The sequence below is a fragment of the Streptomyces sp. DH10 genome, from assembly GCF_029813805.1.
In the GTDB taxonomy this organism is placed as follows: domain Bacteria; phylum Actinomycetota; class Actinomycetes; order Streptomycetales; family Streptomycetaceae; genus Streptomyces; species Streptomyces coeruleofuscus.
This window is the reverse complement of record NZ_JARVKU010000002.1, coordinates 529,024-554,500: the sequence shown is the minus strand read 5'-3', so window position 1 is coordinate 554,500 and position 25,477 is coordinate 529,024. Positions and strand designations below refer to the sequence as shown.

The 25,477-nt window shown below is 70.5% G+C and carries 24 protein-coding genes, 1 tRNA gene and 1 pseudogene; 18 read left to right on the top strand and 8 right to left on the bottom strand.

All coding sequences use genetic code 11. The features are described 5' to 3' along the window. Positions 1-125: 125 nt before the first annotated feature. From QC385_RS06175 to QC385_RS06165, 3 genes are all read right to left on the bottom strand, one after another. Positions 126-587, bottom strand: a complete 462-nt coding sequence (locus QC385_RS06175) for a carboxymuconolactone decarboxylase family protein (RefSeq protein ID WP_279540238.1) — start codon at positions 585-587, stop codon at positions 126-128. Positions 588-737: 150 nt separating this feature from the next. Then, positions 738-3,638 carry an SUKH-4 family immunity protein gene (locus QC385_RS06170; protein ID WP_279540237.1) on the bottom strand — a complete coding sequence of 967 codons (2,901 nt, stop codon included), beginning with the start codon at positions 3,636-3,638 and terminating at the stop codon, positions 738-740. Between the two features lie 8 nt (positions 3,639-3,646). Next, a complete protein-coding gene (locus tag QC385_RS06165) occupies positions 3,647-4,651 on the bottom strand; it encodes an SMI1/KNR4 family protein (RefSeq protein WP_059415887.1) in 1,005 nt (334 codons plus the stop codon). A 378-nt stretch (positions 4,652-5,029) separates the two neighbouring features. Here QC385_RS06165 and QC385_RS06160 point away from each other — a divergent pair, with 378 nt between their 5' ends. Together QC385_RS06160 and QC385_RS06155 are read left to right on the top strand one after the other, a co-directional pair. Next, entirely contained in the window at positions 5,030-5,620 is a 591-nt protein-coding gene (locus tag QC385_RS06160) for a YwqJ-related putative deaminase (protein ID WP_279540236.1), read from the top strand. An 84-nt stretch (positions 5,621-5,704) separates the two neighbouring features. Next, positions 5,705-6,199, top strand: a complete 495-nt coding sequence (locus QC385_RS06155; RefSeq protein WP_279540235.1) for an SUKH-3 domain-containing protein — start codon at positions 5,705-5,707, stop codon at positions 6,197-6,199. Positions 6,200-6,227: 28 nt separating this feature from the next. On the opposite strand, the gene QC385_RS06150 is transcribed toward QC385_RS06155, so the two are convergent. Continuing rightward, positions 6,228-7,526: a sensor histidine kinase gene (locus QC385_RS06150; protein WP_279540234.1), complete on the bottom strand. Its 1,299-nt coding sequence runs from the start codon at positions 7,524-7,526 to the stop codon at positions 6,228-6,230. A gap of 167 nt (positions 7,527-7,693) precedes the next feature. Here QC385_RS06150 and QC385_RS06145 point away from each other — a divergent pair. The 8 genes and pseudogenes from QC385_RS06145 (at position 7,694) to QC385_RS06110 (ending at position 14,180) form a co-directional block, all read left to right on the top strand. After that, positions 7,694-8,566 (top strand): annotated as a pseudogene (locus QC385_RS06145) (hypothetical protein). A 12-nt stretch (positions 8,567-8,578) separates the two neighbouring features. Further along, positions 8,579-8,650, top strand: a tRNA-Gln gene (locus QC385_RS06140). A 123-nt stretch (positions 8,651-8,773) separates the two neighbouring features. After that, complete coding sequence (gene glmU / locus QC385_RS06135) at positions 8,774-10,219, top strand: bifunctional UDP-N-acetylglucosamine diphosphorylase/glucosamine-1-phosphate N-acetyltransferase GlmU (protein WP_279540233.1); 1,446 nt, start codon at positions 8,774-8,776, stop codon at positions 10,217-10,219. 135 nt (positions 10,220-10,354) lie between these two features. Next, complete coding sequence (locus QC385_RS06130; protein WP_059415896.1) at positions 10,355-11,335, top strand: ribose-phosphate diphosphokinase; 981 nt, start codon at positions 10,355-10,357, stop codon at positions 11,333-11,335. 195 nt (positions 11,336-11,530) lie between these two features. Further along, the gene (locus QC385_RS06125) at positions 11,531-12,124 is read left to right on the top strand and encodes a 50S ribosomal protein L25/general stress protein Ctc (RefSeq protein WP_150481341.1); all 594 of its coding nucleotides are present in this window, start codon (positions 11,531-11,533) and stop codon (positions 12,122-12,124) included. Between the two features lie 67 nt (positions 12,125-12,191). Next, complete coding sequence (gene pth, locus QC385_RS06120) at positions 12,192-12,794, top strand: aminoacyl-tRNA hydrolase (RefSeq protein WP_279540232.1); 603 nt, start codon at positions 12,192-12,194, stop codon at positions 12,792-12,794. A gap of 53 nt (positions 12,795-12,847) precedes the next feature. Beyond that, a complete protein-coding gene (locus QC385_RS06115; RefSeq protein ID WP_279540231.1) occupies positions 12,848-13,339 on the top strand; it encodes a hypothetical protein in 492 nt (163 codons plus the stop codon). A 148-nt stretch (positions 13,340-13,487) separates the two neighbouring features. Continuing rightward, positions 13,488-14,180, top strand: a complete 693-nt coding sequence (locus tag QC385_RS06110; protein ID WP_279540230.1) for an LPXTG cell wall anchor domain-containing protein — start codon at positions 13,488-13,490, stop codon at positions 14,178-14,180. Between the two features lie 63 nt (positions 14,181-14,243). Here QC385_RS06110 and ppc read toward each other — a convergent pair whose 3' ends face one another. Beyond that, positions 14,244-16,976, bottom strand: coding sequence for a phosphoenolpyruvate carboxylase (gene ppc, locus QC385_RS06105; RefSeq protein WP_279540229.1), 2,733 nt, complete (start codon positions 16,974-16,976; stop codon positions 14,244-14,246). 318 nt (positions 16,977-17,294) lie between these two features. On the opposite strand from ppc, the gene QC385_RS06100 reads away from it, so the two are divergent. From QC385_RS06100 to QC385_RS06085, 4 genes are read left to right on the top strand one after another with little or no spacing between them, the layout of a single operon-like run. Beyond that, on the top strand, positions 17,295-18,311 hold the full coding sequence (locus QC385_RS06100) for an acyl-CoA desaturase (protein ID WP_279540228.1): 1,017 nt from the start codon (positions 17,295-17,297) through the stop codon (positions 18,309-18,311). Continuing rightward, positions 18,308-18,985: a TetR/AcrR family transcriptional regulator gene (locus tag QC385_RS06095; RefSeq protein WP_279540227.1), complete on the top strand. Its 678-nt coding sequence runs from the start codon at positions 18,308-18,310 to the stop codon at positions 18,983-18,985. The genes QC385_RS06100 and QC385_RS06095 overlap by 4 nt, the downstream gene beginning before the upstream one ends. Positions 18,986-19,026: 41 nt before the next feature. Next, a complete protein-coding gene (locus QC385_RS06090) occupies positions 19,027-19,278 on the top strand; it encodes a type II toxin-antitoxin system Phd/YefM family antitoxin (protein WP_190198529.1) in 252 nt (83 codons plus the stop codon). Beyond that, entirely contained in the window at positions 19,275-19,523 is a 249-nt protein-coding gene (locus tag QC385_RS06085; protein WP_279540226.1) for a type II toxin-antitoxin system RelE family toxin, read from the top strand. Before QC385_RS06090 ends, QC385_RS06085 begins: the two co-directional genes overlap by 4 nt. Before the next feature lie 7 nt (positions 19,524-19,530). Here the strand turns inward: QC385_RS06085 and QC385_RS06080 are convergent, their stop codons facing one another. After that, positions 19,531-20,349: a trans-aconitate 2-methyltransferase gene (locus QC385_RS06080; protein ID WP_279540225.1), complete on the bottom strand. Its 819-nt coding sequence runs from the start codon at positions 20,347-20,349 to the stop codon at positions 19,531-19,533. Between the two features lie 150 nt (positions 20,350-20,499). Between QC385_RS06080 and tamR the strand changes: the two genes are divergently transcribed. Continuing rightward, positions 20,500-20,997: a MarR family transcriptional regulator TamR gene (gene tamR / locus QC385_RS06075; RefSeq protein WP_059416014.1), complete on the top strand. Its 498-nt coding sequence runs from the start codon at positions 20,500-20,502 to the stop codon at positions 20,995-20,997. On the opposite strand, the gene QC385_RS06070 is transcribed toward tamR, so the two are convergent. Then, complete coding sequence (locus tag QC385_RS06070) at positions 20,956-21,723, bottom strand: LuxR C-terminal-related transcriptional regulator (RefSeq protein ID WP_086841396.1); 768 nt, start codon at positions 21,721-21,723, stop codon at positions 20,956-20,958. The two genes, tamR and QC385_RS06070, sit on opposite strands and share 42 nt — an antisense overlap. Before the next feature lie 304 nt (positions 21,724-22,027). Here QC385_RS06070 and QC385_RS06065 point away from each other — a divergent pair, with 304 nt between their 5' ends. The 3 genes from QC385_RS06065 to QC385_RS06055 all read left to right on the top strand — a co-directional run bounded on the left by QC385_RS06065 (position 22,028) and on the right by QC385_RS06055 (position 24,236). Beyond that, positions 22,028-22,486 (top strand): GNAT family N-acetyltransferase, encoded by a 459-nt coding sequence (locus tag QC385_RS06065; RefSeq protein ID WP_279540224.1) that lies wholly within the window; start codon positions 22,028-22,030, stop codon positions 22,484-22,486. Positions 22,487-22,569: 83 nt separating this feature from the next. Then, positions 22,570-23,226 carry a hypothetical protein gene (locus QC385_RS06060; RefSeq protein ID WP_279540223.1) on the top strand — a complete coding sequence of 219 codons (657 nt, stop codon included), beginning with the start codon at positions 22,570-22,572 and terminating at the stop codon, positions 23,224-23,226. Positions 23,227-23,234: 8 nt separating this feature from the next. Continuing rightward, a complete protein-coding gene (locus QC385_RS06055; protein ID WP_443032841.1) occupies positions 23,235-24,236 on the top strand; it encodes a hypothetical protein in 1,002 nt (333 codons plus the stop codon). 63 nt (positions 24,237-24,299) lie between these two features. Here the strand turns inward: QC385_RS06055 and galK are convergent, their stop codons facing one another. Continuing rightward, complete coding sequence (galK, locus tag QC385_RS06050; RefSeq protein WP_279540221.1) at positions 24,300-25,475, bottom strand: galactokinase; 1,176 nt, start codon at positions 25,473-25,475, stop codon at positions 24,300-24,302. Positions 25,476-25,477 lie beyond the last annotated feature (2 nt).

Genomic DNA, 25,477 nt, shown 5'->3' with positions numbered 1-25,477 from the left:
ACATCTTGGTGGATCAGACGGAAGTGTTCATAACGCGACACTCCGCACAGTGGTCGCGGACCCCCGGCCCGGCCGTACGGCCGTCAGCCCCACGTGGTGCCCGCGGGCTCACGGCCGTACGGCCGTCAGCCCCACGTGGTGCCCGCGGGCTCCTTGATGGTCGTGTTGATGCGGTTGAACATGTTCGTGACCGAGACGGTGAGGATCAGCGCCGAGATCTCCTTCTCGTCGAAGTGGTCGGCCACCTCGTCCCACAGCGCGTCCGGAACCGACTCCTCCGACAGATCCGAGAGACGCGTCATCGCCTCCGTCAGCTTCAGCGCGGCGCGCTCGGCGTCCGAGAAGAAGGGCGCGTGCCGCCAAGCCGCGACGGCCGCGATGCGCTCCTCGCTCACCCCGGCCTTGCGGAGGTTGTCGGTGTGCCCGTGCACGCAGGCCCCGCAGCCGTTGATCTGACTGGCCCGCAGCCCGGCGATCTCCGCCACGTCCTGCCGGAGCCCGGCCTCCCCGATCGCCTGGAAGAGGGTGCCGATCCCCTTCATCGCACCGGGAAGGACGTACGCCGGGTTGGTCATCCGTGCCTGCATGATCTCTGCCTCCTGCGTCTGCGGTGATTCGCTGTCACCTCACTGACGGAGCGGCGCAGGAATGTGTGACAGCCCGGCACGAAAAAGCCGGGCCCGGCGGCCTCACGACCGACCGGACCCGGCTCCTCAGCACACCTCAGCGGCGGCGCGTCACAGCAGTCCGTCCCACATCTGCTCCAGCAGCACCGACCACCAGCTCTCCGGCGACCCCAGTGCCGCCGGGTCGAGCGCGGCCAACTGCGCCTGGAAATCGACGGTCCAGCGCCCCGCCTGCTCCTGGTTCAGCCCGAACCGCAGCCGCCACATCCGCCCGAGCAACGCCAGGCAGCGCGCGAACTCCGGCAGCCCGGTGTTCACGAACTGCGGCGGAACGGGCGCCCCGCCCGGCCCCGCCTCCACCGGCACGGCGACGATGTTCGCCGTGCCGTACTGCACGCAGATCGCCTTGCCGAAGTCACTGCCCATCACCAGGTAGGAACCCGCGTCCGAGGCCGGCTGCACACCGCGCTCGGCCGCCAGCTCCGCCAGCGTCGGCACGGGCCGGCCCGGCTGCGCCTGCGCCCAGAAGAAGGGGCCCATGTCCATCGGCAGGCCCGCCGCCACCAGCGTGTGCGCCACGACCGGCGGCACCCCCTGCCGGGACACGGCGGCCTGCTCGAACCGGAACACCCCCGGCCCGAACGCGGCCGCCAGCTCCTGCGCGATAACCTCCGGCGGGATCGGCGGCACCGCCTGCACCGGCGGCAACGGCGCCCGCACCGGAGCCGGCCGCGCCGGGCCGTCCGCCACCTGGTGCAACTCGCCCTGATGCACCAGCAGTTGCCGCATACCCTGCTGCCGGCTCGCGTGGTCCGTACCGTACGGCGCGATGCTCGTGATCCGCGCCTGCGGCCACTGCTCCCGGATCATCCGCGCGCAGTACGCACCCGGCAGCTCACACGACTCCAGCTCGGTGTGCAGCTCCAGCACCTGGTCCGGGGGCACGTTCATGGCCCGCAGCTCGTGGAAGATCTGCCACTCCGGGTGCGGCGTACCCGGCGCCGAACGCCGGATCAGCTGCTGCTCGGAACCGTCCTGCGCGCGGTAGCGCAGCACGGCCTGGTAGCCGGGGCCGACCGTCGGCTGCCCGGTGGGCTGCTGCGGATAGCCGTACGCCGGAGGCTGCCCGGGGCCGGGCTGACCGGGCGGCGGCATGGCGCCGGGCGGCATCGCACCCGGTGGCATCGCGCCGGGAGGCATCCCACCAGGGGGCATCGCACCAGGCGGCATCGCACCGGGCGGCATCGGTGGCGCACCGGGCGCGCCAGGAGCGCCATGGGCGCCCGGGACACCCGGGGCAGCGGGTGGTGCGCCGGGGGCCTGCGGCGGCGGAGGCACGCCGGGGCCGCCCGCCGGAGGCGTGGCCAGCATGGTCTCCGCGTGATGCACGGGACCCGGGCCACCGGGAACACCGGGGGCGCCAGGGGCACCCGGCCCACCAGGCGGGTTCGGAGCACCCGGAGGCTGCGGAGCACCAGGCGCGCCCGGAGGCTGCGGTGCGCCCGGACCCGACCGACCGGGATCGGCCAGCATCGTGGCGGCATGGTGCACACCGCCGGGTGGCGTACCACCGGGGGCGCCGGGCGGGTTCGGCGGACCAGGAGGACCTGGAGGCTGCGGCGCACCGGGAGGACCCGGCGGCTGCTGAGGAGGCAGCGGAGCACCAGGACCCTCGTTACCCGGACCGCCAGGACCACCAGGCCCCCCAGAACCCCCGGATCCCTCAGGCCCGAGCGCCGACACGAGCTGCGTAGGCACGTAACCCCCCGCGGGAGTACCCGGCGCACCGGGCCCCGACGGCGGAGGCGGCGTACTGCCCGGCCGGACACCCGGCGTCCCCGGGGCGCCCGGCGGAGGCGGCGTCGTCGGCCCCGTGCCCCGTCCGCGACCCGGCGGCGGAGCCGCCTTGCTGGTCGCGGCGTCGGCGATGTCCCCGGCGTTCGGCGCGAGCGGCCGCTCAGGCGCGCCCGGCCCGTTCGGCGGCTGCGGCACGCCGGCCGGACCAGCAGGACCAGAAGCCGCCGCGCCCCCCGCGGATCCCACAGATCCACCGTCGGCACCCTGCGGATACCCATACGGCTGCCCGCCCGGCACAGGCGGAGGCGTACCGCCCTGCGGCACACCACCGGGCGGCGTACCCGGCACACCAGGAGCCGGAGCGGCACCCGACGCCCCCGGCGGATAGCCGTAACCCGGCCCACCAGGCGCAGCCGCACCCGCACCCGCACCGCCCTGCGCGTTCGGATCGTCGATCGCCGGTGAGATCGCCGTCGGCGGAAGCTGGCTGCCGCCCGACAGCAGTGCCGTCTTGGCCTCCGGCGTCGTCGGAGGCGGCGGCGTGTCACCGTCGGTCTCGCTCAGCGGCGGCGCGAAGACCGTCGCGGGCAGCGGAACGGAACGGTCGTCACCGGCATCGCCGTTGGTGTCCGTACCCGCCCACGGCGTCGCCCCGGCAGGCACACCCGGCGCCTCCGCTCCCCCGCCGTCACTCCCCACCGCGGCAGGCCACGACGCACCGGAAGCGGAATCACCCCCCGCGGCACCGGCAGAAGCAGAGCCCGAAGCATCAGCCGGATCAGCAGCGGAAGCCGACGCGGCCCCCGCTCCCGAACCCGCACCGGCCCCCCGCCGATCCGGAATCCCCAGCTTGTCGGCCGCGTCCTGCAACCACTCCGGCGGAGTCAGCAGGAAGGACGTCTGATTCAGATCCACCCGGGCCGCCGCAGCCGGCGCCGGCTCCTCCGCCGCGTCCGGACGGCCGTACTCCTCCTCGTACCGGCGGATCACCTCACCCACCGGCAGCCCGGGCCACAGCGTCGCCTCACCGCTGTCCCGCGCGATCACCAGCCGCTGCGCGCCGCCGTCGGAACGCGGCCCGTCCGCCCGGTCCTCGGCCCACACCACGAACCCCAGGTCGAACTCCCGCACCCGCACCTCACGATGCTGGTACGACGGCACGTCCCCGTTGATCCACTCTTCCGCGCGCTCCTGCGCCTGCGCGAAGGTCACCATCGCTGAAGTCACTCCCCCACGGCCGAGGACGACACCGCGCCCACCGGCACCACACGCGCGAACCCGCCGTCCACCATCAAGTTCGCCACCGTCTCCAACTCAGGCGGATCACCGGCCAGCCGCGACAGGAAGACATCGAAGTCGTCCCCGCACGGCAGCAGCAACCGCTCCACCCGCTCCGCCGGCGGCACCGAGGGATCCACGTCCCGCGCGTCGTCGTACGCGCAGAACCACACCGAACCGATCCGGTCGCCCTTGACCTTCACCGCCAGCAGCCCGCCCTGCACGAAGGCGACCCCCAGGTAGTCCTTGGTCAGATGGTCACGCAGACACTTGTTGACGTACACCAGGTCATTGACGGCCGCCTCGTCCCGCACCGTGAAGAACGGCTGGTCGATCAGCAGCCCCAGCTCCGCGTCCAGCGCGGCACCCACCGGCGCACAACCCCCCGCCGCCTTCAGGAACGACCGGTACGGACCCGGCAGCCGGTAGCCGAGATCCTCCTCGACCCCCTGCACCTGCGACTCCGTCACCGCCACACCCGACTTCGGCAGCCCGAAGTGCGCCGGACGCGTCTCCTGCAACGGCCGCGTGCCCCGCTTGGCATGGTCGACGCCCGACGTCGCCACACCGCCGTGGTGCCGCAGCAACGCCTTCACCTCGACCGGGACCAGCTCCAGCCGCCGCGAGCCCACTGCGTGGTGCCACGTCCAGCCGTGAGGCGTCGCCACCGCGGGCACCGTGTCCCACAACTCGTGCCCCGACGCCGAAAGCGCCATGTTCGCCGACACGTAGTCCGTCAGCCGCAACTCGTCGACACCGAAACCCTCCGGCGGCTCCGCGATCTCCGCGGCCGCACGCGCATAGGGCGAGAAGTCGGGGTAACCACGCTCGTCGACCCGTACCCCTCTCGGGTGACGGGCCGCCCGGACCGGATCCGGGAAATGCACGACCTGCCCGGCGTAGGCCGCGTTCGGCGGCGCGGCTTGCTGCCCGAGCCGACCTGTCGTCATGGCGGTTGCCCCCTGCGGCACTCTGTACGACCCGTATTGACCACCCTTGGCGCACTACGGCCCGTATCGACTGTCACGTCTGTGTGTCTCGACTTCACTGCGCTTCCCTGCACCCGCCGACCCCACGGATCACCCTCCGGTTCACTGCATCGATCTCCGAACGGATCACCGCACGGCCCGCGGTGCCGACAGCCTATGCGGTACGACGACACCGGTCACCGGCACCGGTCAGCAGCCCCTCCGCGGTCCGTGACCAGCCGTCACCCCACCGTGACGGCACGCCCCGGTACGGGCGTGTCGCCGCTCCCCAGCTTCCGCACGAGCCACGGCATTTGGCAGTCTGTGACCCCCGGGGGATGCACGGAGGGGAATACGATCATGAACGCGACACAGACGGGACCACACACCGGCAGGTCCGCCGACCCACGAAACGGCGACCCCCGGGGCAGTGCCCCACGAGGCGGCGACCCACGCACCGGCGCCCCCCGAAGCGGCGACCCCCGCATCGGCTGGAGCGCCACCGAGACGCCCCACGCACCCGTCCTCCACCACCGCCGCGACGGCATCCTCCCCACCGTCGCCGCCGCCCTCTCCGTCCGCGGCGCCACCCTCACCGGCACCGCAGCCCGCGGCGACACACCCCCCGCCCTGCACCCCCTCGTCCAGGACTTCCTGGACACCCTCACCAGCGCCCAACGCGACCGCTTCACCGGCCGCTGCGCCGAGACCATCCTCATCTCCCGGCACATCACCGCCGCCGACGCCGCCCGCAGCAAACGCGCCGCACGCAAACCCATGACCAACGGCGAGGCCCGCAAAGCCCTCAGGCAGGCCAAACTCACCGCCCGCCGCATCCGCGAGGACGGCGACCCCCTCCACGGCAGCTTCGCCGCCCCCTGCCGCGCCTGCACCGCGCTCAGCGCCCACTTCGGCGTCCGCATAGTCGACCCGGCGGCCACGACCGGCTGACGCACCCCACCCCCACGCACACCGGAACACACCACTCGGCGCGCACCACACGCCGCCCCATGACCTCGACGAGACGAAGGGCAGATGCAGACCGACCGCACCTCCACCACCCGCTTCGCCGTCCAAGTCGACGCCGCCCTGCGCGCCGCCGGCTGGCAACCCGGCCGCTGGGACATCAAACAGGCCGAGATCTGGGCGGACGCACTGCGCGACCACGTTTCACCCGCCGGCCACCGCCACACCGTCTTCCCCGCGGCCGTCGAAGCCTGGGCCGAGTTCGGCGGACTCCACATCACCCCCACCGGCCCCGGCCGCCAGGTCGCCCCCGCCACCCTCCACCTGGACCCCCTGCACGGCCTCCACATGGCCCGCACCCTCGGCGACCTCGGCCGCGCCCTCGGCACCGAGGTCTGCCCCCTCGGCGCCGAAACCGACAGCCAGGCCCTCCTCGCCATCGACACCGAAGGCCGCGTCTACACCCTCGACCACACCGGCGACTGGTACCTCGGCACCGACATCGACCAAGCCCTGTCCACCCTCATCGCCGGCACGGCACCGACACGCCTGACGACGGGCTGACCACAGCCACACAGAGCCACGGAGGCGGCTACGACGCCGGAATCACCGCCGACACCCGAAAACCCCCCGCATCCGTCGGCCCGGACACGAACACCCCGCCCAGCGCGGCAACCCGCTCCTTCATCCCCACCAGCCCGTTCCCCCCGGACGGCAACCGCGCCGACGACGCCGCCGCCTCCGGCGGCTCGTTCTCCACCTGCATCGCGATCTCCGACACCCGATGCGCCAGCCGCACATACGTCTTCGCCCCGGCCGCGTGCTTGTGGACGTTCGTCAACGCCTCCTGCACCACCCGGTACGCCGTCTGCTCCACCTCCGGCGCATACGACCGGGCATCACCCTCCACCGTCAGATCGACCACCATCCCCGCCGCGGCCGACTGCCCCACCAGATCCTCGATCTCCGCCAGACACGGCCCCTCGTCATCGGCCGCCCGCGAAGCCGCCGCCGCGGCAGCCACCCCCACCGCCGCCAACGGCATCGACGCGGCACGCTCACGCCGCGCGCCCCCGCCACTGCGCAGCACCCCGAGCATCTCCCGCAGCTCGGTCAGCGCCTGCCGCCCCATGTCCCCCACGAGCGCGGCGTTCCTGACGGCCTTCTCGGGATCCTTCCGCGCCACCGCCTGAAGCGCGGCGGCATGCACGACCATCAGACTCACCCGATGCGCGACGACGTCGTGCATCTCCCGGGCGATCCGCGTCCGCTCCTCGTTCCGGGCCCACTCGGCCCGCTCCTCCGCCCGCTCCGCGAGCAGCTGAAGCTCCCGCTCCAGACTGTCCGCACGCTCCCGCAGGCTCTCCATCAGCCGCCGCCGGGCCCCCACGTACAGACCGAGCAGCACCGGGGGCGCCGTGAAACCGAGCGACATCGTGATCGCCGCGAAGGGCACGAACCAGTCCCCCAGGTCCAGATCACCCCGCACCATGTCCTGCTGCGTCTTCACGAACGTCACGATGAGCGTCGCCACCAGCGACATCCCCGCCAGCGAGCCGATGATCCGCCGGGGCAGCTCGGACGCGGCCAGGGTGTACAGGCCGACGACGCCCATCATCAAACCCATCTGGGCGGGCGTGATGGCGATCGAGACCAGCACGACGGCGATCGGCCAGCGCCGCCGCACGAGCAGCACGGACCCGGCCAGCAGACCGAAAACGACCCCCGCGGCGACCGGGATCCCCGCCTCCTTGGCGAACGGATAACCCTCCGCCCCGCACTCCAGCGCCGACACCACGGCCAGACTCACATCGAACACGGCACTACGCCGTCTGTCCCACCACCATGGCCCTCCCCGGGCCGTCACAAGGTCTTCCCCCGTCGCGGTCATGCCTCCAGCCTACGGGCGCCCGCAGCCGGTTTTCCGGCGCATTTCCCGGACTTGCCCACACCACACTCCGTGACCGTTCGGCTGCGATACGGCCCGATATCCCTCGAACTGCTGAATCGCTCACCGTTCGACCCCGGAGCCCTCCATTCCGCCCGGACGGTATGCCTATGACACATGCACCTGGCAAGTACGCCGACTTCGAGGGCCTGCGGGAGAGGGCGGTGGCGCTGCGGCGCGCAGGGCTGAGCCGGCGCCAGATCCGCGACCGGCTGCACGTCGACAACAACGACATCCTCAACCGCCTGCTGGAGGGCGAGCCGCCGCCGCAATGAACGAAGCGCCCGAACGCGAAGGACGACCTCCGCGAGAAGGCCCGGGAGCTCCGGCTCCAGGGCTGGACGTACGACCAGATCCAGGTGGAACTGGGATGCTCGAAGAGTTCGATCTCGCTGTGGGTACGGGATCTGCCGAAGCCGGAGCGCAAGCGGACTCCGGACGAGGCGTCAGCGATCGCGAGGCGGGGCTGGGAAGCCACGATGCGCCTGCGCGACGAGGAGCGGCAGCGCACCAAGGAGGCCGCCAAGCAGGCGGTCGGCGCGCTGTCGCCGCGCGAGCTGTTCCTCCTGGGCGTCGGCCTGTACTGGGCGGAGGGCGGTAAGGACAAGCCGTACGACCGTCGCGAGAACGTCTGCTTCGTCAACAGCGATCCCGGCATGATCCGGGTCTTCATGGCCTGGCTCGACCTGCTGGGCGTGGAACGCGACCGCCTGCGCTTCACGGTGATGATCCACGAGTCCGCCGACGTGACAGGGGCTGAGCAGTACTGGGCCGAGGCCGTCGGCGCCGAACGCTCCGCGTTCAACAAGACGACGCTGAAGAGGCACAACCCCAAGACGGTCCGCAAGAACACCGGCGACTCCTACCGGGGCTGCCTCGTGATCAAAGTCCGGAGGAGCGCCGACCTGTACCGTCGCATCGAAGGCTCTTGGTACGGCATAGTGTTGGGAGCCGCCCAGTCAATCGGCGAGATGTCCGATTAGCCGGGGCTATAGTCCCCTGTGGTGTAATTGGCAACACGGGTCACTTTGGATGATTTGTTCCAGGTTCGAGTCCTGGCAGGGGAGCACACTCTCGGTTCGGGTCCTGGCTGATGAAACCGCGGCCAGGCCCCACACCCCCACCCCCCACAAAACCCCCCGGTATCCTGCGGATGTCACCCCACCCCATCCACAGCCGAAGGGCATCCCGTGAGCGCCAACCGCCCGGCAGCCGTCGTCGTTCTCGCAGCGGGTGAGGGCACCCGTATGAAGTCGGCCACACCCAAGGTCCTGCACGAGCTCTGCGGCCGCAGTCTCGTGGGACACGTGCTCGCCGCCGCGGGCGAGCTGCACCCCGAGAACCTGGTCGTCGTGGTTGGCCACGCCCGTGAGAAGGTCACCGCCCATCTCGGCGAGATCGCCCCGGACGTCCGCACGGCGGTACAGGCGGAGCAGAACGGCACGGGGCACGCCGTACGGATGGGGCTGGAAGCGCTCGGCGGGGCCGTCGAGGGGACGGTCGTCGTCGTGTGCGGGGACACTCCCCTGCTCACCGGCGAGACGCTGCGGGCCCTGTCCGCGACCCACACCGAAGACGGCAACGCGGTCACCGTGCTGACCGCCGAGGTGCCGGACGCGACGGGCTACGGCCGGATCGTGCGGGACGACTCGGGTGCCGTGACGGCGATCGTGGAGCACAAGGACGCCACCGACGCGCAGCGGTCGATCCGGGAGATCAACTCGGGGGTGTTCGCGTTCGACGGGCAGTTGCTGGCCGACGCGCTGAAGAAGGTGCGGACCGACAACAGCCAGGGCGAGGAGTACCTGACCGACGTGCTCGGGATCCTGCGTGAGGCCGGGCACCGGGTCGGGGCGTCGGTGGCGGGTGACCACCGGGAGATCGCCGGCATCAACAACCGTGTGCAGCTGTCGGAGGCGCGTCGCATTCTCAACGACCGGCTGCTCACCGAGGCGATGCTGTCCGGTGTCACGGTCATCGATCCGGCGACCACCTGGGTCGATGTGACGGTCACGTTCGAGCAGGACGCCGTCGTGCATCCGGGCACTCAGCTGCACGGGGCGACGCACCTGTGCGAGGGCGCGGAGGTCGGTCCGAACTGCCGGCTGACGGACACCCGGGTGGGTGCGGGCGCGCGGGTCGACAACACCGTGGCCGTGAGCGCGGAGGTGGGACCCCAGGCGTCCGTCGGGCCGTTCGCGTATCTGCGTCCGGGGACCCGGCTGGGTGCCAAGGGCAAGATCGGGACGTACGTGGAGACGAAGAACGCCTCGATCGGGGAGGGGACGAAGGTGCCTCATCTCTCGTATGTCGGTGACGCGACGATCGGTGATCACACGAACATCGGTGCCGCGAGCGTGTTCGTGAACTACGACGGTCAGGAGAAGCACCACACGACCGTCGGTTCTCATTGCCGTACGGGCTCGGACAACATGTTTGTGGCGCCTGTCACGGTCGGGGACGGCGCGTACACCGCCGCCGGGTCCGTGATCACCAAGGATGTGCCGCCCGGTTCGCTGGCTGTGGCCCGTGGTCAGCAGCGGAATATCGAGGGTTGGGTGGCTCGAAAGCGTCCGGGGAGCGCGGCCGCGAAGGCGGCCGAGGCGGCTTCCCGGGGGTCGGCCGAGGAGGGCTGACCGGAAACCGGTGCCTCGAACACGGCGTACGGTGATAAGTGCATACCCGCACCCCCACCAGTGGAGACGGCCTCTAGCAAGCCGGCTGAGAGGTCTCTCGACACCCAGCTGCGACACCTCTGAGGAGACAGTGCTGTGACCGGGATCAAGACGACCGGCGAGAAGAAGTTGATGTTCTTCTCCGGCCGCGCCCACCCCGAGCTTGCCGAGGAGGTCGCCCAGCAGTTGGGTGTCGGGGTTGTCCCGACGAAGGCCTTCGACTTCGCGAACGGGGAGATCTATGTGCGTTATCAGGAGTCGGCTCGTGGTGCCGACTGCTTCCTGATCCAGAGCCACACGGCTCCGATCAACAAGTGGATCATGGAGCAGTTGATCATGATCGACGCGCTGAAGCGTGCGTCGGCCCGCTCCATCACCGTCATCGTGCCGTTCTACGGTTACGCGCGGCAGGACAAGAAGCACCGCGGACGTGAACCGATTTCGGCGCGTCTGATCGCGGACATGATGAAGACCGCGGGTGCGGACCGGCTGCTGACGGTGGATCTGCACACGGACCAGATCCAGGGCTTCTTCGACGGTCCGGTGGACCACCTGTTCGCGCTGCCGCTGCTGGCGGACTACGTGGGCCGGAAGGTGGACCGGAACAAGCTGACGGTCGTGTCTCCGGACGCGGGCCGGGTGCGGGTCGCCGACCGCTGGTGCGACCGGCTGGGCGCGCCGCTGGCGATCGTGCACAAGCGCCGGGACAAGGACGTCGCGAACCAGGTCACCGTCCACGAGGTCGTGGGTGAGGTGAAGGGGCGCGTGTGTGTCCTGGTGGACGACATGATCGACACGGGCGGGACGATCTGTGCCGCGGCGGACGCGCTGTTCGCGCACGGCGCGGAGGATGTCATCGTGACGGCGACGCACGGTGTGCTGTCGGGTCCGGCGGCGGACCGGCTGAAGAACTCGCGGGTGAGTGAGTTCGTGTTCACGAACACGCTGCCGACGCCGGGTGAGCTGAGCGGGGACCTGGACAAGATCTCGGTGCTGTCGATCGCGCCGACGATCGCGAACGCGGTGCGTGAGGTGTTCGAGGACGGTTCGGTGACGAGCCTGTTCGACGACCAGTAAGAGCCGCTGGTCGGGCTTGTGTAGATCGTTTTGGGTGCGGCCTCCCTTGCCGAGTAGACTGCTGAAGTTGCTCGGCGAGGGAGGCCGTACCGCTTCTTCTGGAAGCCTGTACGGCGGTCCGTTATCGACGCGCTCTTCGTAGCAGGCCGTTCGTGGCCGGGTGACCACGTCCGTTTCTGACTTCGAGGAGTGAGTATGTCCGAGGTGAAGATCTCCGCCGCGACGCGCACCGAGTTCGGCAAGGGTGCCGCGCGCCGTATCCGTCGTGAGTCCAAGGTTCCGGGTGTCCTGTACGGGCACGGTTCGGACCCGCTGCACCTGACCCTGCCGGGTCATGAGCTGCTGATGGCGCTGCGTACGCCGAACGTGCTGATCGCGCTGGACATCGACGGCAAGTCCAACGAGCTGGCGATTCCGAAGGCCGTGCAGCGTGACCCGCTGAAGGGTTTCCTGGAGCACGTGGACCTTCAGCTGGTGAAGCGCGGCGAGCAGGTCAACGTCGAGATCTACGTGCACACCGAGGGTGAGCTGGCCCCGGGCGGCAACCTGCTGGAGCACGTGCTGAACGCGCTGCCGGTGGTGGCCGAGGCGACGCACATCCCGGAGTCCGTGACCGTCTCCGTCGAGGGTCTGACGGCCGGTGACTCCATCCTGGCCAAGGACATCCCGCTGCCGAAGGGTACGACGCTGGACGTCGAGGAGGACACGGTCGTCCTTCAGGTCCTGGCCGCGCAGGCCGAGGAGCCCTCCGAGGGCGAGGAAGAGGGTTCAGAGGCCGCCGAGGCCTGATCCCTCGTCGTCGTTTCGTCGGCCGCTGTTCCCGTGCCGGGCAGCGGCCGACGCGTATGAAGGAGACATGGACGTGACGACCGATGCCGCCGTGCCCTGGCTGATCGTGGGGTTGGGCAATCCGGGGCCGGAGTACGCGGGTAACCGGCACAACGTGGGCTTCATGGTGGCCGATCTGCTGGCGGAGCGGATCGGGGGGAGGTTCAAGCGGGCCGGGAAGGCGCAGGCGCAGGTCGTCGAGGGCCGGATCGGGCCGCCGGGGCCGATGAGCCGGCGGGTGGTTCTGGCGAAGCCGATGTCGTACATGAATCTGTCGGGCGGGCCGGTGAACGCGCTGCGGGACTTCTACAAGGTGCCGGTGGCGCATGTGGTGGCGATTCATGACGAGTTGGACATCGACTACGGGGTGCTGCGGCTGAAGCTGGGTGGCGGGGACAACGGGCACAACGGGCTGAAGTCGATGACGAAGGCGTTCGGGGCGGAGTATCACCGGGTGCGGTTCGGGATCGGGCGGCCGCCGGGTCGGATGCCGGTGGCGGATTTCGTGCTGAGGGATTTCTCGTCGGCGGAGCGCAAGGAGCTGGACTACTTCGTGGACCGGGCGGCGGACGCGGTGGAGTGTCTGGTGATCGACGGGCTGGAGCGGGCGCAGAGTACGTACAACTCCTGACTTGTCGCCCTGGGGAGTTGACCGGTCGTGCGGATATGGCCAATGATCCGGCCATGCCTGCCTCTGCTGCCGTCACTCACCAGAGCGCCCATGCCGTGTTGAGGTTCGGGCGGTTCGCGGCGATGGGTGCGGTCGCGGTGCTGATCCTGATCGCGGGTGTGTGGGCGTCGTGGGGTACGGCGCAGCACGTGATGCTGACCAAGGGCCGGGAGCGCGGCACGGTCGAGGTGACGCGGTGCGGGCAGGACACGTGCACGGGCCGGTACTCGCCGTTGTCCGAGGGTTGGGAGCCCCGGTCGAAGGTGGTTCTGGAGAAGTCGGTCGCGGTGCAGAAGAGCCGGACCTACACGGTGGTCGTGAAGCCCGGCAGTGATGACGCGGTGCGTTCGGGCCCGGCCGGGGTGCTGTACGCGTGGATTCCGCTGGGTGGTGCGCTGTTGCTGGCGGCGGTCGTGGTGGCGGGCGGTCTGCTGCGTACGCGGGCGGCGTGGGTGATGGCGTTGTCGGGCGTGGCGTTGCTGACGGCGGCTTTTGTGACCGTCTGAGTGACTGTCCGAGGGGTTCCGGCGTTCTCCTTTTCTGTGGGGGCCGAGCGTTGTCGGTTCGTGATTGACGGGCGGTCGGGCGGGGCTGGAAGCTGAGCCGCCCCCTCCACATCTTCCCGGTCACTTCTCGAAGATGGATGACTTCTCGATGCGAACTCTCTCGCGCGCCGGCGCTGTCGCCGCCGCTTCCGCGGTCCTCCTGCTCGCTCCGGCCGCCCACGCGACCCCTCCCGGCGACAACGGCACGGTCAAGATCCACGACGCTTCGACGGACGAGGAGCTGCGCCGCAACGAGCCGCACGTGTGCACGTTCTACCTGGACGCTTTCGGTTTTGACGGCGGCCAGGAGGTCGACTGGCGCATCGACGCGATCCCGCCGAGCGAGAACAAGGGGGAGACGGTGAAGTCCGGCGCGCTCACCCTGGACGCGGAGGGCCACGGCCGTACGGAGGATCTGTCGCTGCCCGACGGGCACTACAAGCTGTTCTGGACCTTCGACGGTGAGAAGGGTGCCGCCAAGCACAAGGTGTTCTGGACGGACTGCGAGGACGAGCAGGAGCCCGGCGGTTCGACGCCGTCCGGGTCGGCTTCGCCGTCGCCTTCGTCCGGGGCTTCCGGGGCGCCGTCGGCGGGGCCGGGGTCGTCGGAGTCCCCGGCGTCCCCGAGTGCGACGGCCGGCGGGGGTGCGGCGTCTTCGTCGTCGCCGCAGGGCGGTGCCGAGGGTGATCTCGCCGAGACGGGCAATGGAGCGCCGGTGGGTGTGCTGTCCGGTGTGGCGGCGGTGCTGGTCGCGGGCGGCGGGTTCCTGGTGTTGCGTCGCCGCGGGCTCGGCCGCGGCTGACGCGGAACGGGCCGTGCCCCCGAGCCCGTACGGGTTCGGGGGCACGGTTGTGTCTGGAGCGGTTCAGCCGGTGTTGCGCAGGCCCGCTGCCACGCCGTTGACGGTGAGGAGCAGGGCGCGGGCGAGGAGCGGGTCGGGCTGTTCGCCGGCGGCGGCCGCGTCGCGCTGCCGCTTGAGCAGGGCGACCTGGAGGTAGGAGATGGGGTCGAGGTAGGCGTCGCGGATGGCGAAGGTCTGCTTCAGGACGGGTTCGGCGTCGAGGAGTTCCTGTTCGCCGGTGACCCGCAGTACCTCGGCGACGGTCAGTTCGTGTTCGGCCTTGATGGTGTCGAAGACGTGCTTGAGCTCGTCGGGGACGAGGGTGTCGACGTAGTGCTGGGCGATCCGCAGGTCGGTCTTGGCCAGGGTCATCTCGACGTTGGAGATGAAGTTGCGGAAGAAGTGCCACTGGCCGTACATCTCGTCGAGCACGGTGTCCAGGCCCGCCTCGCGCAGGGCCTTGAGGCCGGAGCCGACGCCGAACCAGCCTGGGACGATCTGCCGGGACTGGGTCCAGCCGAACACCCACGGGATGGCGCGCAGGCCGTCGAGCGAGACGCCGGAGCCGGGGCGGCGGGAGGGCCGGGAGCCCAGGTGCAGGTCGGCGAGCTGGTCCACCGGTGTCGACGCGAGGAAGTACGTCGGCAGGTCGGGGTCCTCGACGAGGCGGCGGTAGGCGGCGTGGGCGGCGTCGGAGACGACGTCCATGGCGGCGTCCCAGCGGGCGAGGGCCTCGACGGACTGGCGGGGTGCGGTGTGCAGGGCGGAGGCCTGGAGGGTGGCCGCGACGGTGAGTTCGAGGTTCTCCCGGGCGAGGGACGGGATGAGGTACTTGTCGGAGATGACCTCGCCCTGCTCGGTCACCTTGATCTCGCCCTCCAGGGTGCCCCAGGGCTGGGCGAGGATGGCGTCGTGGGTGGGGCCGCCGCCGCGGCCGACGGTGCCGCCGCGGCCGTGGAAGAGGCGCAGGCGGACGCCGTAGCGGTGGGCGACGTCGCGCAGGCGGCGCTGGGCGCGGTGGATCTCCCACTGGCTGGTGGTGATGCCGCCGAACTTGGAGGAGTCGGAGTAGCCGAGCATGACCTCCTGGACGTCGCCCCTGAGCGCGACGAGGCGCCGGTAGGACGGGTCGGAGAGCATGTCCTCGAGGATGGTGTCGGCGGCCTTGAGCTCGTCGGTGGTCTCCAGCAGGGGGACGATGCCGATCTTGGCCCAGCCGGCGTGCAGGTCGATGAGGCCGGCTTCGCGGGCGAGGACGGCGGCGGCGAAGACGTCGTCGGCGCCCTGGCACATGGAGATGATGTAGGACTCGATGACCTCGGGTCCGAAGACCTCCAGGGCCTTCTTCACGGTCTGGAAGACGCCGAGGGTCTTCTCGCCGGGGGCGTCCACGGGTGCCGGGGTGGGTGCGAGGGGGCGGCGGGAGCGCAGTTCCTTGGCGAGCAGCTTGGTGCGGTAGTCGCGGGGCATGTCCGCGTACCGCCAGGACTCCTCGCCGAGGCGGTCGAACAGCTGGCCGAGGGCGTGGTGGTGGGCGTCGGCGTGTTCGCGTACGTCCATGGTGGCGAGCTGGAGGCCGAAGGCGGCGAGGGTGCGGATGGTGCGGGCGAGGCGGCCGTCGGCGAAGAGGCCGCCGCGGTGCTCGCGCAGGGAGTTCTGGATGATCCGCAGGTCGCTGATCAGCTCGCTGGTGCCGAGGTAGTCGCGGCCCGGCACGTGCGCGGTGCCCTTGGCGAGGCGCTGCTTGGTGTTCTCCAGCTTCTGCCGGATGCAGGTGGCCTTGAGCCGGTAGGGCTCCTCGGCGTTGAGGCGCTTGTAGCGGGGGCTGATCTCGGGGAGGTTCTCCAGGTCGGCCTGGAGGGAGCTCAGCAGTTCCTCGGTGGCGCCGGCGTAGCGGATGGAGTTGGACAGGAAGCCGCGCAGTTCGTCGATGGTGTCCAGCGCGTCGTTGATGCCGTGTTCGTGCTGGAGGATGAGGACGTCCCAGGTCACCTGGGGGGTGACGTTGGGGTTGCCGTCGCGGTCGCCGCCGATCCAGGTGCCGAAGGTGAGGGGGCGCGTGTCGTCGGGGAGCTTGACTCCGGCGCGCTCCAGTTCCGCGGTGAGGTCCTCCAGGACGTCGCCGACGGCGCCCGCGTGCAGTTCGTCGAGGTAGTAGATGGCGTTGCGGGCCTCGTCGGCGGGCTCGGGGCGCACGACGCGCAGTTCGTCGGTCTGCCAGACGAGGTCGATGTTCTCGGCCAGCCGGATGTCGAGGCGGCGGCGGTCCGACTCGATGACCGGGGTCTCCAGGAGCGCGGCGACGCGCCGGAGCTTGTTCAGGACCGACCGGCGCGCGGCCTCGGTGGGGTGGGCCGTGAACACGGGGCGGACGTTGAGGTGGCGGACCGTCTCGCGCAGGTGCTCGGGGTCGGCGTCCTTGAGCCGGTCGGCCGTGCGGGCGAGCAGTCCGCCCTCGGCGGCGCGCCGGGCGCGCAGCTCGCGGCCGCGGTGGACCTGCTCGGTGACGTTGGCCAGGTGGAAGTAGGTGGAGAAGGCGCGGACCAGCTTGGCCGCGGTGTCGAGTTCGGTGCCGCGCAGCAGCTCGGCGGCGGCCTCGCCGTCCTCACGGGTGAGGCGGCGGACCTTCTCGACGAGTTCCAGGAGCTCGGGGCCCTCCTGCCGGACGAGGGTCTCTCCGAGGAGGTCACCCAGTCGGCGGATGTCGGCACGCAGCTCACTGCTCGTCGTCGTGGTCTGGTCGTCGGCACTGCTCACAGGTGCGGCTCCTTGCAGTGTTGAAGCTCGTCTGGGAGGGGGTACCCGGACGGCGTCTCGCGCGGCGGGCGCCGCATACGGGCCGGACATCCGGGAAGAAAACAGAGCGGACCGCGCTGTCCGACCGACTCCAGGATAGGTGTCGGCCGGGACGCGCAGGCTCTCGGGCTCTTGCCGCCGGGCGACGCGCTGCCATACTTACGAAGCCGTAGGTTACGGAACCGTAGGAAGCACTGCGGGGTTCCCGTGACCCGGCAACCGCGGGGTCCCTGTGACCCGGCACCCTCTCCACATCCACATACCCCCCAGGGGACGCGTATGACCAGTAGTTCCGACGTGATCGAAAACGCCCCGAAGGCGTCCGGTCAGGCCACCGACGAAGCTCCCGTCGCCACGCTGGGCGGCGAGCGGAAGCGGTCCATCGAGCAGATCGCCCTCCTCCTCTTCATCACCGTCCCGTTCCTCGCGCTGCTGGCGGCCGTGCCGCTGGCCTGGGGCTGGGGGGTGAGCTGGCTGGACCTCGGTCTGCTGGTGTTCTTCTACTTCCTGGGGTGCCACGGCATCACGATCGGTTTCCACCGTCACTTCACCCACGGTTCCTTCAAGGCCAAGCGGCCGCTGAAGATCGCGCTGGCCATCGCCGGGTCCATGGCGGTCGAGGGTCCGCTGGTCCGCTGGGTGGCCGATCACCGCAAGCACCACAAGTTCTCCGACGCGGAGGGCGACCCGCACTCGCCGTGGCGGTTCGGCGAGACGCTCCCGGCCCTGATGAAGGGCCTGTGGTGGGCGCACATCGGATGGATGTTCGACGAAGAGCAGACGTCGCAGGAGAAGTACGCCCCGGACCTGATCAAGGACAAGACGCTGCGGGCGATCTCCCGCCAGTTCGTCCTGTGGACGGTCGTGTCCCTGGGCCTGCCGGCGCTGATCGGAGGCCTGGTCACGATGTCCTGGTGGGGTGCCTTCACGGCGTTCTTCTGGGGCTCGCTCGTCCGGGTGGCCCTGCTGCACCACGTGACGTGGTCGATCAACTCGATCTGCCACGCGGTGGGCAAGCGCCCCTTCAAGTCGCGCGACCGCTCGGGCAACGTGTGGTGGCTGGCGATCCTGTCCTGTGGCGAGTCCTGGCACAACCTGCATCACGCCGACCCCACCTCGGCGCGGCACGGTGTGATGCGCGGCCAGCTGGACTCCTCCGCCCGGCTGATCCGCTGGTTCGAGATGCTCGGCTGGGCGTACGACGTGCGCTGGCCGTCACGCTCGCGTATCGATTCGCGCCGTGACACCGGGGAAGGCGGCTCCCCGCGCGGGAAGGAGCCCGTCAAGGCGGCATGATGGTCGCTGTGGCGACCGACTCGAGCAGCACCCCCAGCAATGACAAGCCGCGGCGAGTGCGTCGCACCCGGATGACCGGTGCCGAGCGCCGCCAGCAGCTGCTGGAGATCGGTCGCACGCTCTTCGCCGCCAAGGGTTTCGAGGGCACGTCGGTGGAGGAGATCGCGGCGAAGGCCGGGGTCTCCAAGCCGGTGGTGTACGAGCACTTCGGCGGCAAGGAAGGGCTGTACGCGGTGGTCGTGGACCGCGAGATGCGGCGCCTGCTGGACATGGTGACCAGCTCCCTGACGGCCGGCCACCCGCGTGAGCTGTGCGAGCAGGCGGCCTTCGCCCTGCTGGACTACATCGAGGAGTACACGGACGGTTTCCGCATCCTGGTCCGTGACTCCCCCATCCCCCAGTCGACGGGTTCCTTCGCCTCGCTCATCTCGGACATCGCCACCCAGGTGGAGGACATCCTGGGCCGCGAGTTCAAGAGCCGCGGCTTTGACCCCAAGCTGGCCCCGCTGTACGCCCAGGCCCTGGTCGGCATGGTCGCCCTGACCGGCCAGTGGTGGCTGGACGTACGCAAGCCGAAGAAGGCGGAGGTGGCCGCGCACCTGGTGAACCTGGCGTGGCACGGCCTGGACGGACTGGAGGCCAGGCCGCACCTGATAGGGCGCCGCAAGAGCTGAATCCAGTGCCCACAAGATTAACCTTGTGGCATCATGCGGTCATGACTGAGATCACGATCAGCGCGGCCCGTTCCCAGCTCGGCGACCTGGTCCGGCGCGCGGCCCACAGCCGCGAGACCATCGCCATCACCGACCACGGCCACGTGGCGGCGCTGCTCGTGTCTCCGCAGGTGATAGAGGACCTCGAAGACGCCCTCGCTGTCGCGGACTACCAGCGGCGGAAGGCCGAGGGGACGCTCGGCGAGGGCATCCCGCACGAAGAGGTCGGGCGCATGCTGGGGCTGCGTCCGTGACCTACCGCATCATCTGGGAGCCGAACGCCACGAACGCGGCCGTACGCTTCCTCAAGGACGACCCGGCGGGCCTTGCCGCCGTCTACGAGGCCGTCGACGCACTCGCCGAAACTCCACGTCCCGCCGCTTCCACCCCCTGTGGCTGGGACTTCCGTCGGCTCCGGGTCGGCGACTACCGCGTTCTCTACGCCATCGACGACGACGTGATCCACATCCTCGTCACCCATTTGGGCCGCACCGCCTGACCACTGGTCACTCCTGCTTCCGGGCCACCGCGAACACCCTGCGGAACGGGAACGGCGTGCCGTACGGCCCCGCCGGGTAGGCCTCGCGCAGGGCGGCCCGGTACTCGGCGAGGAAACCGTCCCGCGCCTCGGGGTCGTCGGCGAGGGCGGTCAGCACGGGCCGCAGGCCGGTCCCCTTCACCCAGTCGAGCACGGGGTCCTCGCCCTGGAGCAGATGGATATACGTCGTCTCCCACACGTCGGCGGTGCAGCCGAGCGAGGTGATCCGCTCCAGGTAGGCCTCGGGGGTGAGGACGGCGTCGCCGTGGCGCAGGGTGCCCGCGAGCCGGTCGCGCCAGCGCGGTGCGTGCGCGAGTTCACGCATGAGGCGGTGGCTCGGGGCGTCGAAGTTCCCGGGCACCTGGAAGGCGAAGGTTCCGCCGGGCTTCAGCGCGGCCACCCAGTCGGCGAACCGGTCGGGGTGCCCCGGCACCCACTGGAGGGTGGCGTTGCTGACGATCAGGTCGCAGGGCTCGCCCGGCGTCCACGTACGGGCGTCGGCGTGGGCGAAGTCGAGACGGCCGCCGCCCGCAGTGGGTCCCTCGTGATCGACATGGGCCTTGTCGAGCATCGCGGGCGAGTTGTCGTAGCCGGTGATCCGGGCGGTGGGCCAGCGGGCGGCGAGCAGCGCGGTGACGTTGCCGGGGCCGCAGCCGAGGTCGGCGATGCGGGGAGGGCCGCCGGGGAGGTCGGGGACGCGGGCCAGGAGGTCGGTGAAGGGGCGGGCGCGGTGTCCGGCGTGGCGGAGGTACTGGGCGGGGTCCCAGGCGGGGGCGGCCGCGGGCATGGGTCCTCCTGGTGTCCTGGGTGGGGTTCCGGTGGTTTCCTGGTGGTGACGGCAGGTCGCGCACACACAGCGTGACATCGCATTTATCTCGACGTCAAGAAAATGGACATCAAGAGACTCTACGTCGACACAACCACTACACTGATCGCCATGGAGGACGAGGTCGACCGGCTGGTCGCAGCATGGCGCCGGGAGCGCCCGGACCTCGACGTCGAACCGCTCGAGGTGCTCAGCCGCGTGAGCAGGCTGGCCCGGCATCTGGACCGGGCACGCCGGCTGGCCTTCTCGGAACACGGCCTGGAGCCGTGGGAGTTCGACGTCCTGACGGCGCTGCGCCGCGCGGGCACGCCGTACCAGCTCTCGCCGGGACAGCTCCTCACCCAGACCCTGGTCACGTCGGGCACGATGACGAACCGCATCGACCGCCTGGCGAAGAAGGGCCTGGTGGAACGCCTCCCCGACCCCAGCGACCGCCGCGGCGTCCTGGTCCGGCTCACGGACGAGGGCCGGGACCGCGCCGACCAGGCACTGGCGGGCCTGCTGGACCAGGAGCGCGCGATCCTCGCGGAGCTCACCCGGGCCCAGCGCGGCGAACTGGCGGGACTGCTACGCCAGCTGACCGCCCCGTTCGACAACATCCCCGGCTAGGTCGACCGGCCCGACCCCGGCCCGCCGGGCCAGGGCGACGGCTGCGAGCGTGGAGTGCACTCCCAGCTTGCCCAGCACGTTCTGCATGTGCGTACGCACCGTGTGCGGCGACAGATACAGGCGCTCGGCGACTGCCTTGCGCCCCAGCCCCGCCACCATGCACCGCAGCACTTCCCGCTCACGCGGAGTGAGGGACTCCACCAGCCGCTCGCTCTCGGTGCGGTGCTTGCGGGCGGCGGTCAGTTCGCGCAGGACGCCGGTCAGCAGGGCGGGCGGCAGATGCGTCTCGTCCCGCAGCACGCCCCGGATGACGGTGAGCAGCCGGGATAGCGAGCAGTCCTTGGCGACCCACCCGGAGGCTCCCGCCTGGAGGGCCAGCGCGGCCCGGCGCGGGTCGTCCTTCTCGGCGAGCACGACGATCCGTACGTTCGGCTGCGCGGACCGCACCCCCGTGACGAGGGAGATCCCGTCGACGAGGCCGTCCTCGTTGCCCTCCTGCACGGGTACGGCCGGGCGGGTGCCCGGCACCTTGCCGCCCAGATCGGCGTCGACGAGCAGCACGTCGAACCGCCGCCCCTCGGCGACCGCCCGCTCCAGACAGCGCAGCGCGGCGGGGCCGCTGCCGGCCGCGGAGACGTCGACATCGGGCTCGGCGGCAAGTGCCGCCGCGAGTGACTCGGCGAAGATGCGATGGTCGTCGACGACCAGGACTCGGATGCGAACCACGTAACCCCCTTCCCCAGGCTCCTGAAGAGCAGGGGATACCCCATCGTCGGAAGACGACACCGCGCGGGTACGACTCCGGGGTGTCCGGGTCTGCTGCATCTGTCCGTCCGTCCTCGCAGCAGCCTGGCCGGGCGCCGCAGCCGCACGGCCGCCGCCGTACAGAAACCGCTACCCCCACCCCGGGCGTCGTACCCGGCCGTCTCGCCCCCTGATCGGCACCGGCCCCCACCGGTGCTGTTCATCAGAGTACGGGCGGGGGCCCGGAGCGGAAGGTTATTTGCAGAACTGACTGCCCTGCGCGTTTATGGTGTGCCGCATGTTCCGTCTTGAGACAGAAGTCGACAAGGCCCGACGTGATCTGCTCCGCACGCGCCTGCGGGAAGCGAACACAGCCGCCTCTCCGGTCCTGCGCGCCCTGCACGGAACGCCGGACGAAAGGGACGTCCCATTGCACGTGTGGGCTGTGAACGACAGGACCGACGAGGTGGCGGCCGGCCTCGTCGGCTACACCTGGGCGACCTGGCTCCACGTCACCTACCTGTGGGTCGACGAACGCCACCGCGGGGCGGGCCTCGGGGCCGGATTGCTCCGGCAGGCGGAACGCATCGCGTCCGAGCAGCGCGGCTGCCGCGCGTCCCGCCTGGAGACGTGGGACTTCCAGGCGCCTCGCTTCTACGAGAAGCAGGGGTACGAGGTGGCGTGCGCGGTGCCGGACTATCCGCCGGGGATCACGGAGTACTTGCTGACGAAGCGGCTGGGTTGAACACCTCGTCGCCGTCGTGGTTCGGCCCACCGATAGCGTTGGTTCGCTTGAGTTATCCCCCCACATGATCAATGGGAGACACAGTGAACCGCCCAGCTCGGCTCCTGACAGCCGCGCTCACCGCATCCGCGGCCCTGCTGCTGAACGCCTGTGGCTCGGGGGGAGGTGACGGGGCGTCGTCCGACAAGATCGCCGGTGCGGATTCGGCCGAATCGCCATCGGCTTCGCCGTCGGTGTCCGCGACGACGGACGGGATCGAGCGGCCTGAGATCAAGCTGCCATCGGACATGAAGCTGGTCTTCGAGGGGCAGCAGACGGGCGACGCCGTCAAGGACGCGATCCTGGCGGACAACGAGAGAACCGTCAGCACGGTGTGGCAGGCCATGGCCTACGGGGACATGAAGAAGTCGGGCATGGCCTTCTACTACACGGACAACGCGCTGGTGGGCATCTACCAGTACGCGAAGGGCGCCATCGCCAAGAAGACCAGTTGGGCCGGCACCCTGCGTTACTTCGACCGACAAGTGACGGTGTTCGACAAGAAGTCGGCTGCTCTGACGTACTGCGTCGACGAGAGCAAGGCTGACCTCAAGAACCGCGAGACGAACAAGCTGCAGGGCACCAAGACCACGCCCAACAGCTACGTCTTCTACAACCTCGGCCTGAAGAAGAACGAGGACGGCGTCTGGCAGACGTGGGATCTCACGGAGGACCGGGGGTCGCAGAAGTGCCAGCCCTGACGCGGTGCGTGACAGTGACCGCGCTCACCACGGCGCTGGTCGGCCTCGGGACACTGCCTGCCGCGGCTGGAGGGTTCGACACCATCGGCCCTCAGGAGAGGAAAACCTCCGGCGACGCGTCCGGCCAGGCTCTGGAATCCCGCGTCACCATCAAGGTCCCCGGTTCCACGGCGAAGGACAGCGGTCCGATCACCTCTACGGCCGTGGACTGGGAGCCTCCGGCCTGCTGGTACGAGCCGTACTGGAAGGCCAAAGACTTCAAGAAGTTCAACGAGGCCCAGTGGTCGATCTACGAGTCCGTCGGCGGCGCGCCCGAGGGCATCGCGGACGACAAAGCGCGCTACAAGCAGGGTCATCCCTACAAGGACTTCAACGTCGACAAGAACGACGGGGGCATGTGGTGGGTGGCCGTCAGGAACCCGGAGATGACGGACGACCCGGCGGCCAAGACCTGCACGCGCGAGCCCTTCTGGGTGGACACCGGCGACAACCCCGACGTCCCCCAGGCCATCGACACCGAGACCCTCGCCGGTCTTGCACACCAGCGGACCGTCGTGCCGCCGACCAAGGTGTCCCTCGCGCCGAACGGCAAGTCGACGGTGAACGCTCCCACCTGGGTCTGGCTGGACAAAGGCACCTTCAAGCCGGTTTCCGTCACGGCGAGTCTGCCCGGCACCGGGCTGTGGGCGACCACGACCGCCAAGCCGGTGAGCCTGCACCTCGATCCGGGGACGGTGGACGCGGAGAGCCTTCCGGCATCCGGCGAGTGCGTGATCAACGACGACGGGTCGATCGGAGAGCCGTACGCCAGGGGCAAGGCGGAGCTGACACCTCCGTGCGGGGTGCGGTACCTGCGGTCATCGGGAGACGGCACCTACGGGCTCAAGGCGACTCTCACCTGGGAGATCGCCTGGGAAGGCTCGGGCGGCACGGGCGGTGACCTGCCCAGCGGCACGTTCGCCACTACCACTGAGGTGCCGGTCCAGGAGATCCAGTCCGTCAATCGCTGAAGCCGCGCGGAGCGCTCGGGCGCCCTCCCCCCGAGGCGAGGGCGCCCGACTCATGCCCAGGCGTCAGCGGAGGCGGCGGGCTCCCGCCGACGGGACCGCCTCGAAGACCCGCGGTGTCGTGAAGCCCGCCGTCGAGAACGCTTCCGTCACCGCCTTCGTGATCGGGTCCACGTCCGTCTCCTCCGCGAGGACGATCGCCGAGCCGCCGAAGCCGCCGCCGGTCATGCGGGCGCCCAGGGCGCCGGAGGTGAGGGCCGTGTCGACGACCAGGTCCAGTTCGGGGCAGGAGATGCGGAAGTCGTCGCGCAGGGAGGCGTGGCCCTCGACCAGGATCGGGCCGATCGCGCGCGTGTCGCCCGACTCCAGCAGGGACACCACCCGTTCGACGCGCTCGTTCTCCGTGACGATGTGGCGGACCAGGCGGCGGACCTCCTCCTCGTCGCCGAGGCGGGCCAGAGCCGCGTCCAGTTCCGCGTACGGCACGTCCCGCAGGGCGTCGACGCCGAGCAGCGCCGCGCCCTTCTCGCAGCCCTCGCGGCGCTTGCCGTACTCGCCCTCGCTGTGGGAGTGCTTGACCTGGGTGTCGACCACCAGGAGGCGCATGCCCTCGGCCGCCAGGTCGAAGGGGATCTGGCGCTGGGAGAGGTCGCGGGTGTCGAGGAACAGGGCGTGGCCCGCCTCGCAGCACGCCGACGCCGTCTGGTCCATGATGCCGACCGGGGCGCCCACGTAGACGTTCTCCGCCCGCTGGCACAGACGGGCCAGTTGCCAGCCCCGGAGGCCGAGGGAGAAGAGGTCGTTCAGGGCCAGCGCCACGACCACCTCCAGCGCCGCCGAGGACGACAGGCCCGCGCCCGACGGGACCGTGGAGGACAGGTGGATGTCCGCGCCGGTCACCGCGTGGCCGGCCTCGCGCAGGGCCCACACCACGCCCGCCGGGTACGCCGTCCAGTTCTTGTCCGACTCGGGGGACAGCTCGTCCAGGCGGAGCTCGGCCACCCCGCCCTCGACGTCCGCCGAGTGGAGGCGCAGCACGCCGTCCTCACGGCGGGAGACCGCCGCCACCGCCTTGTGCGGCAGGGCGAACGGCATGACGAAGCCGTCGTTGTAGTCGGTGTGCTCGCCGATGAGGTTGACGCGGCCCGGCGCCGCCCAGACTCCGTGCGGCTCGGCGCCGTACAGCTCCGTGAACCGTTCGGCGACCGCTCCGGCGACCGTGTCGGCAACAGCCTCGCTCATGC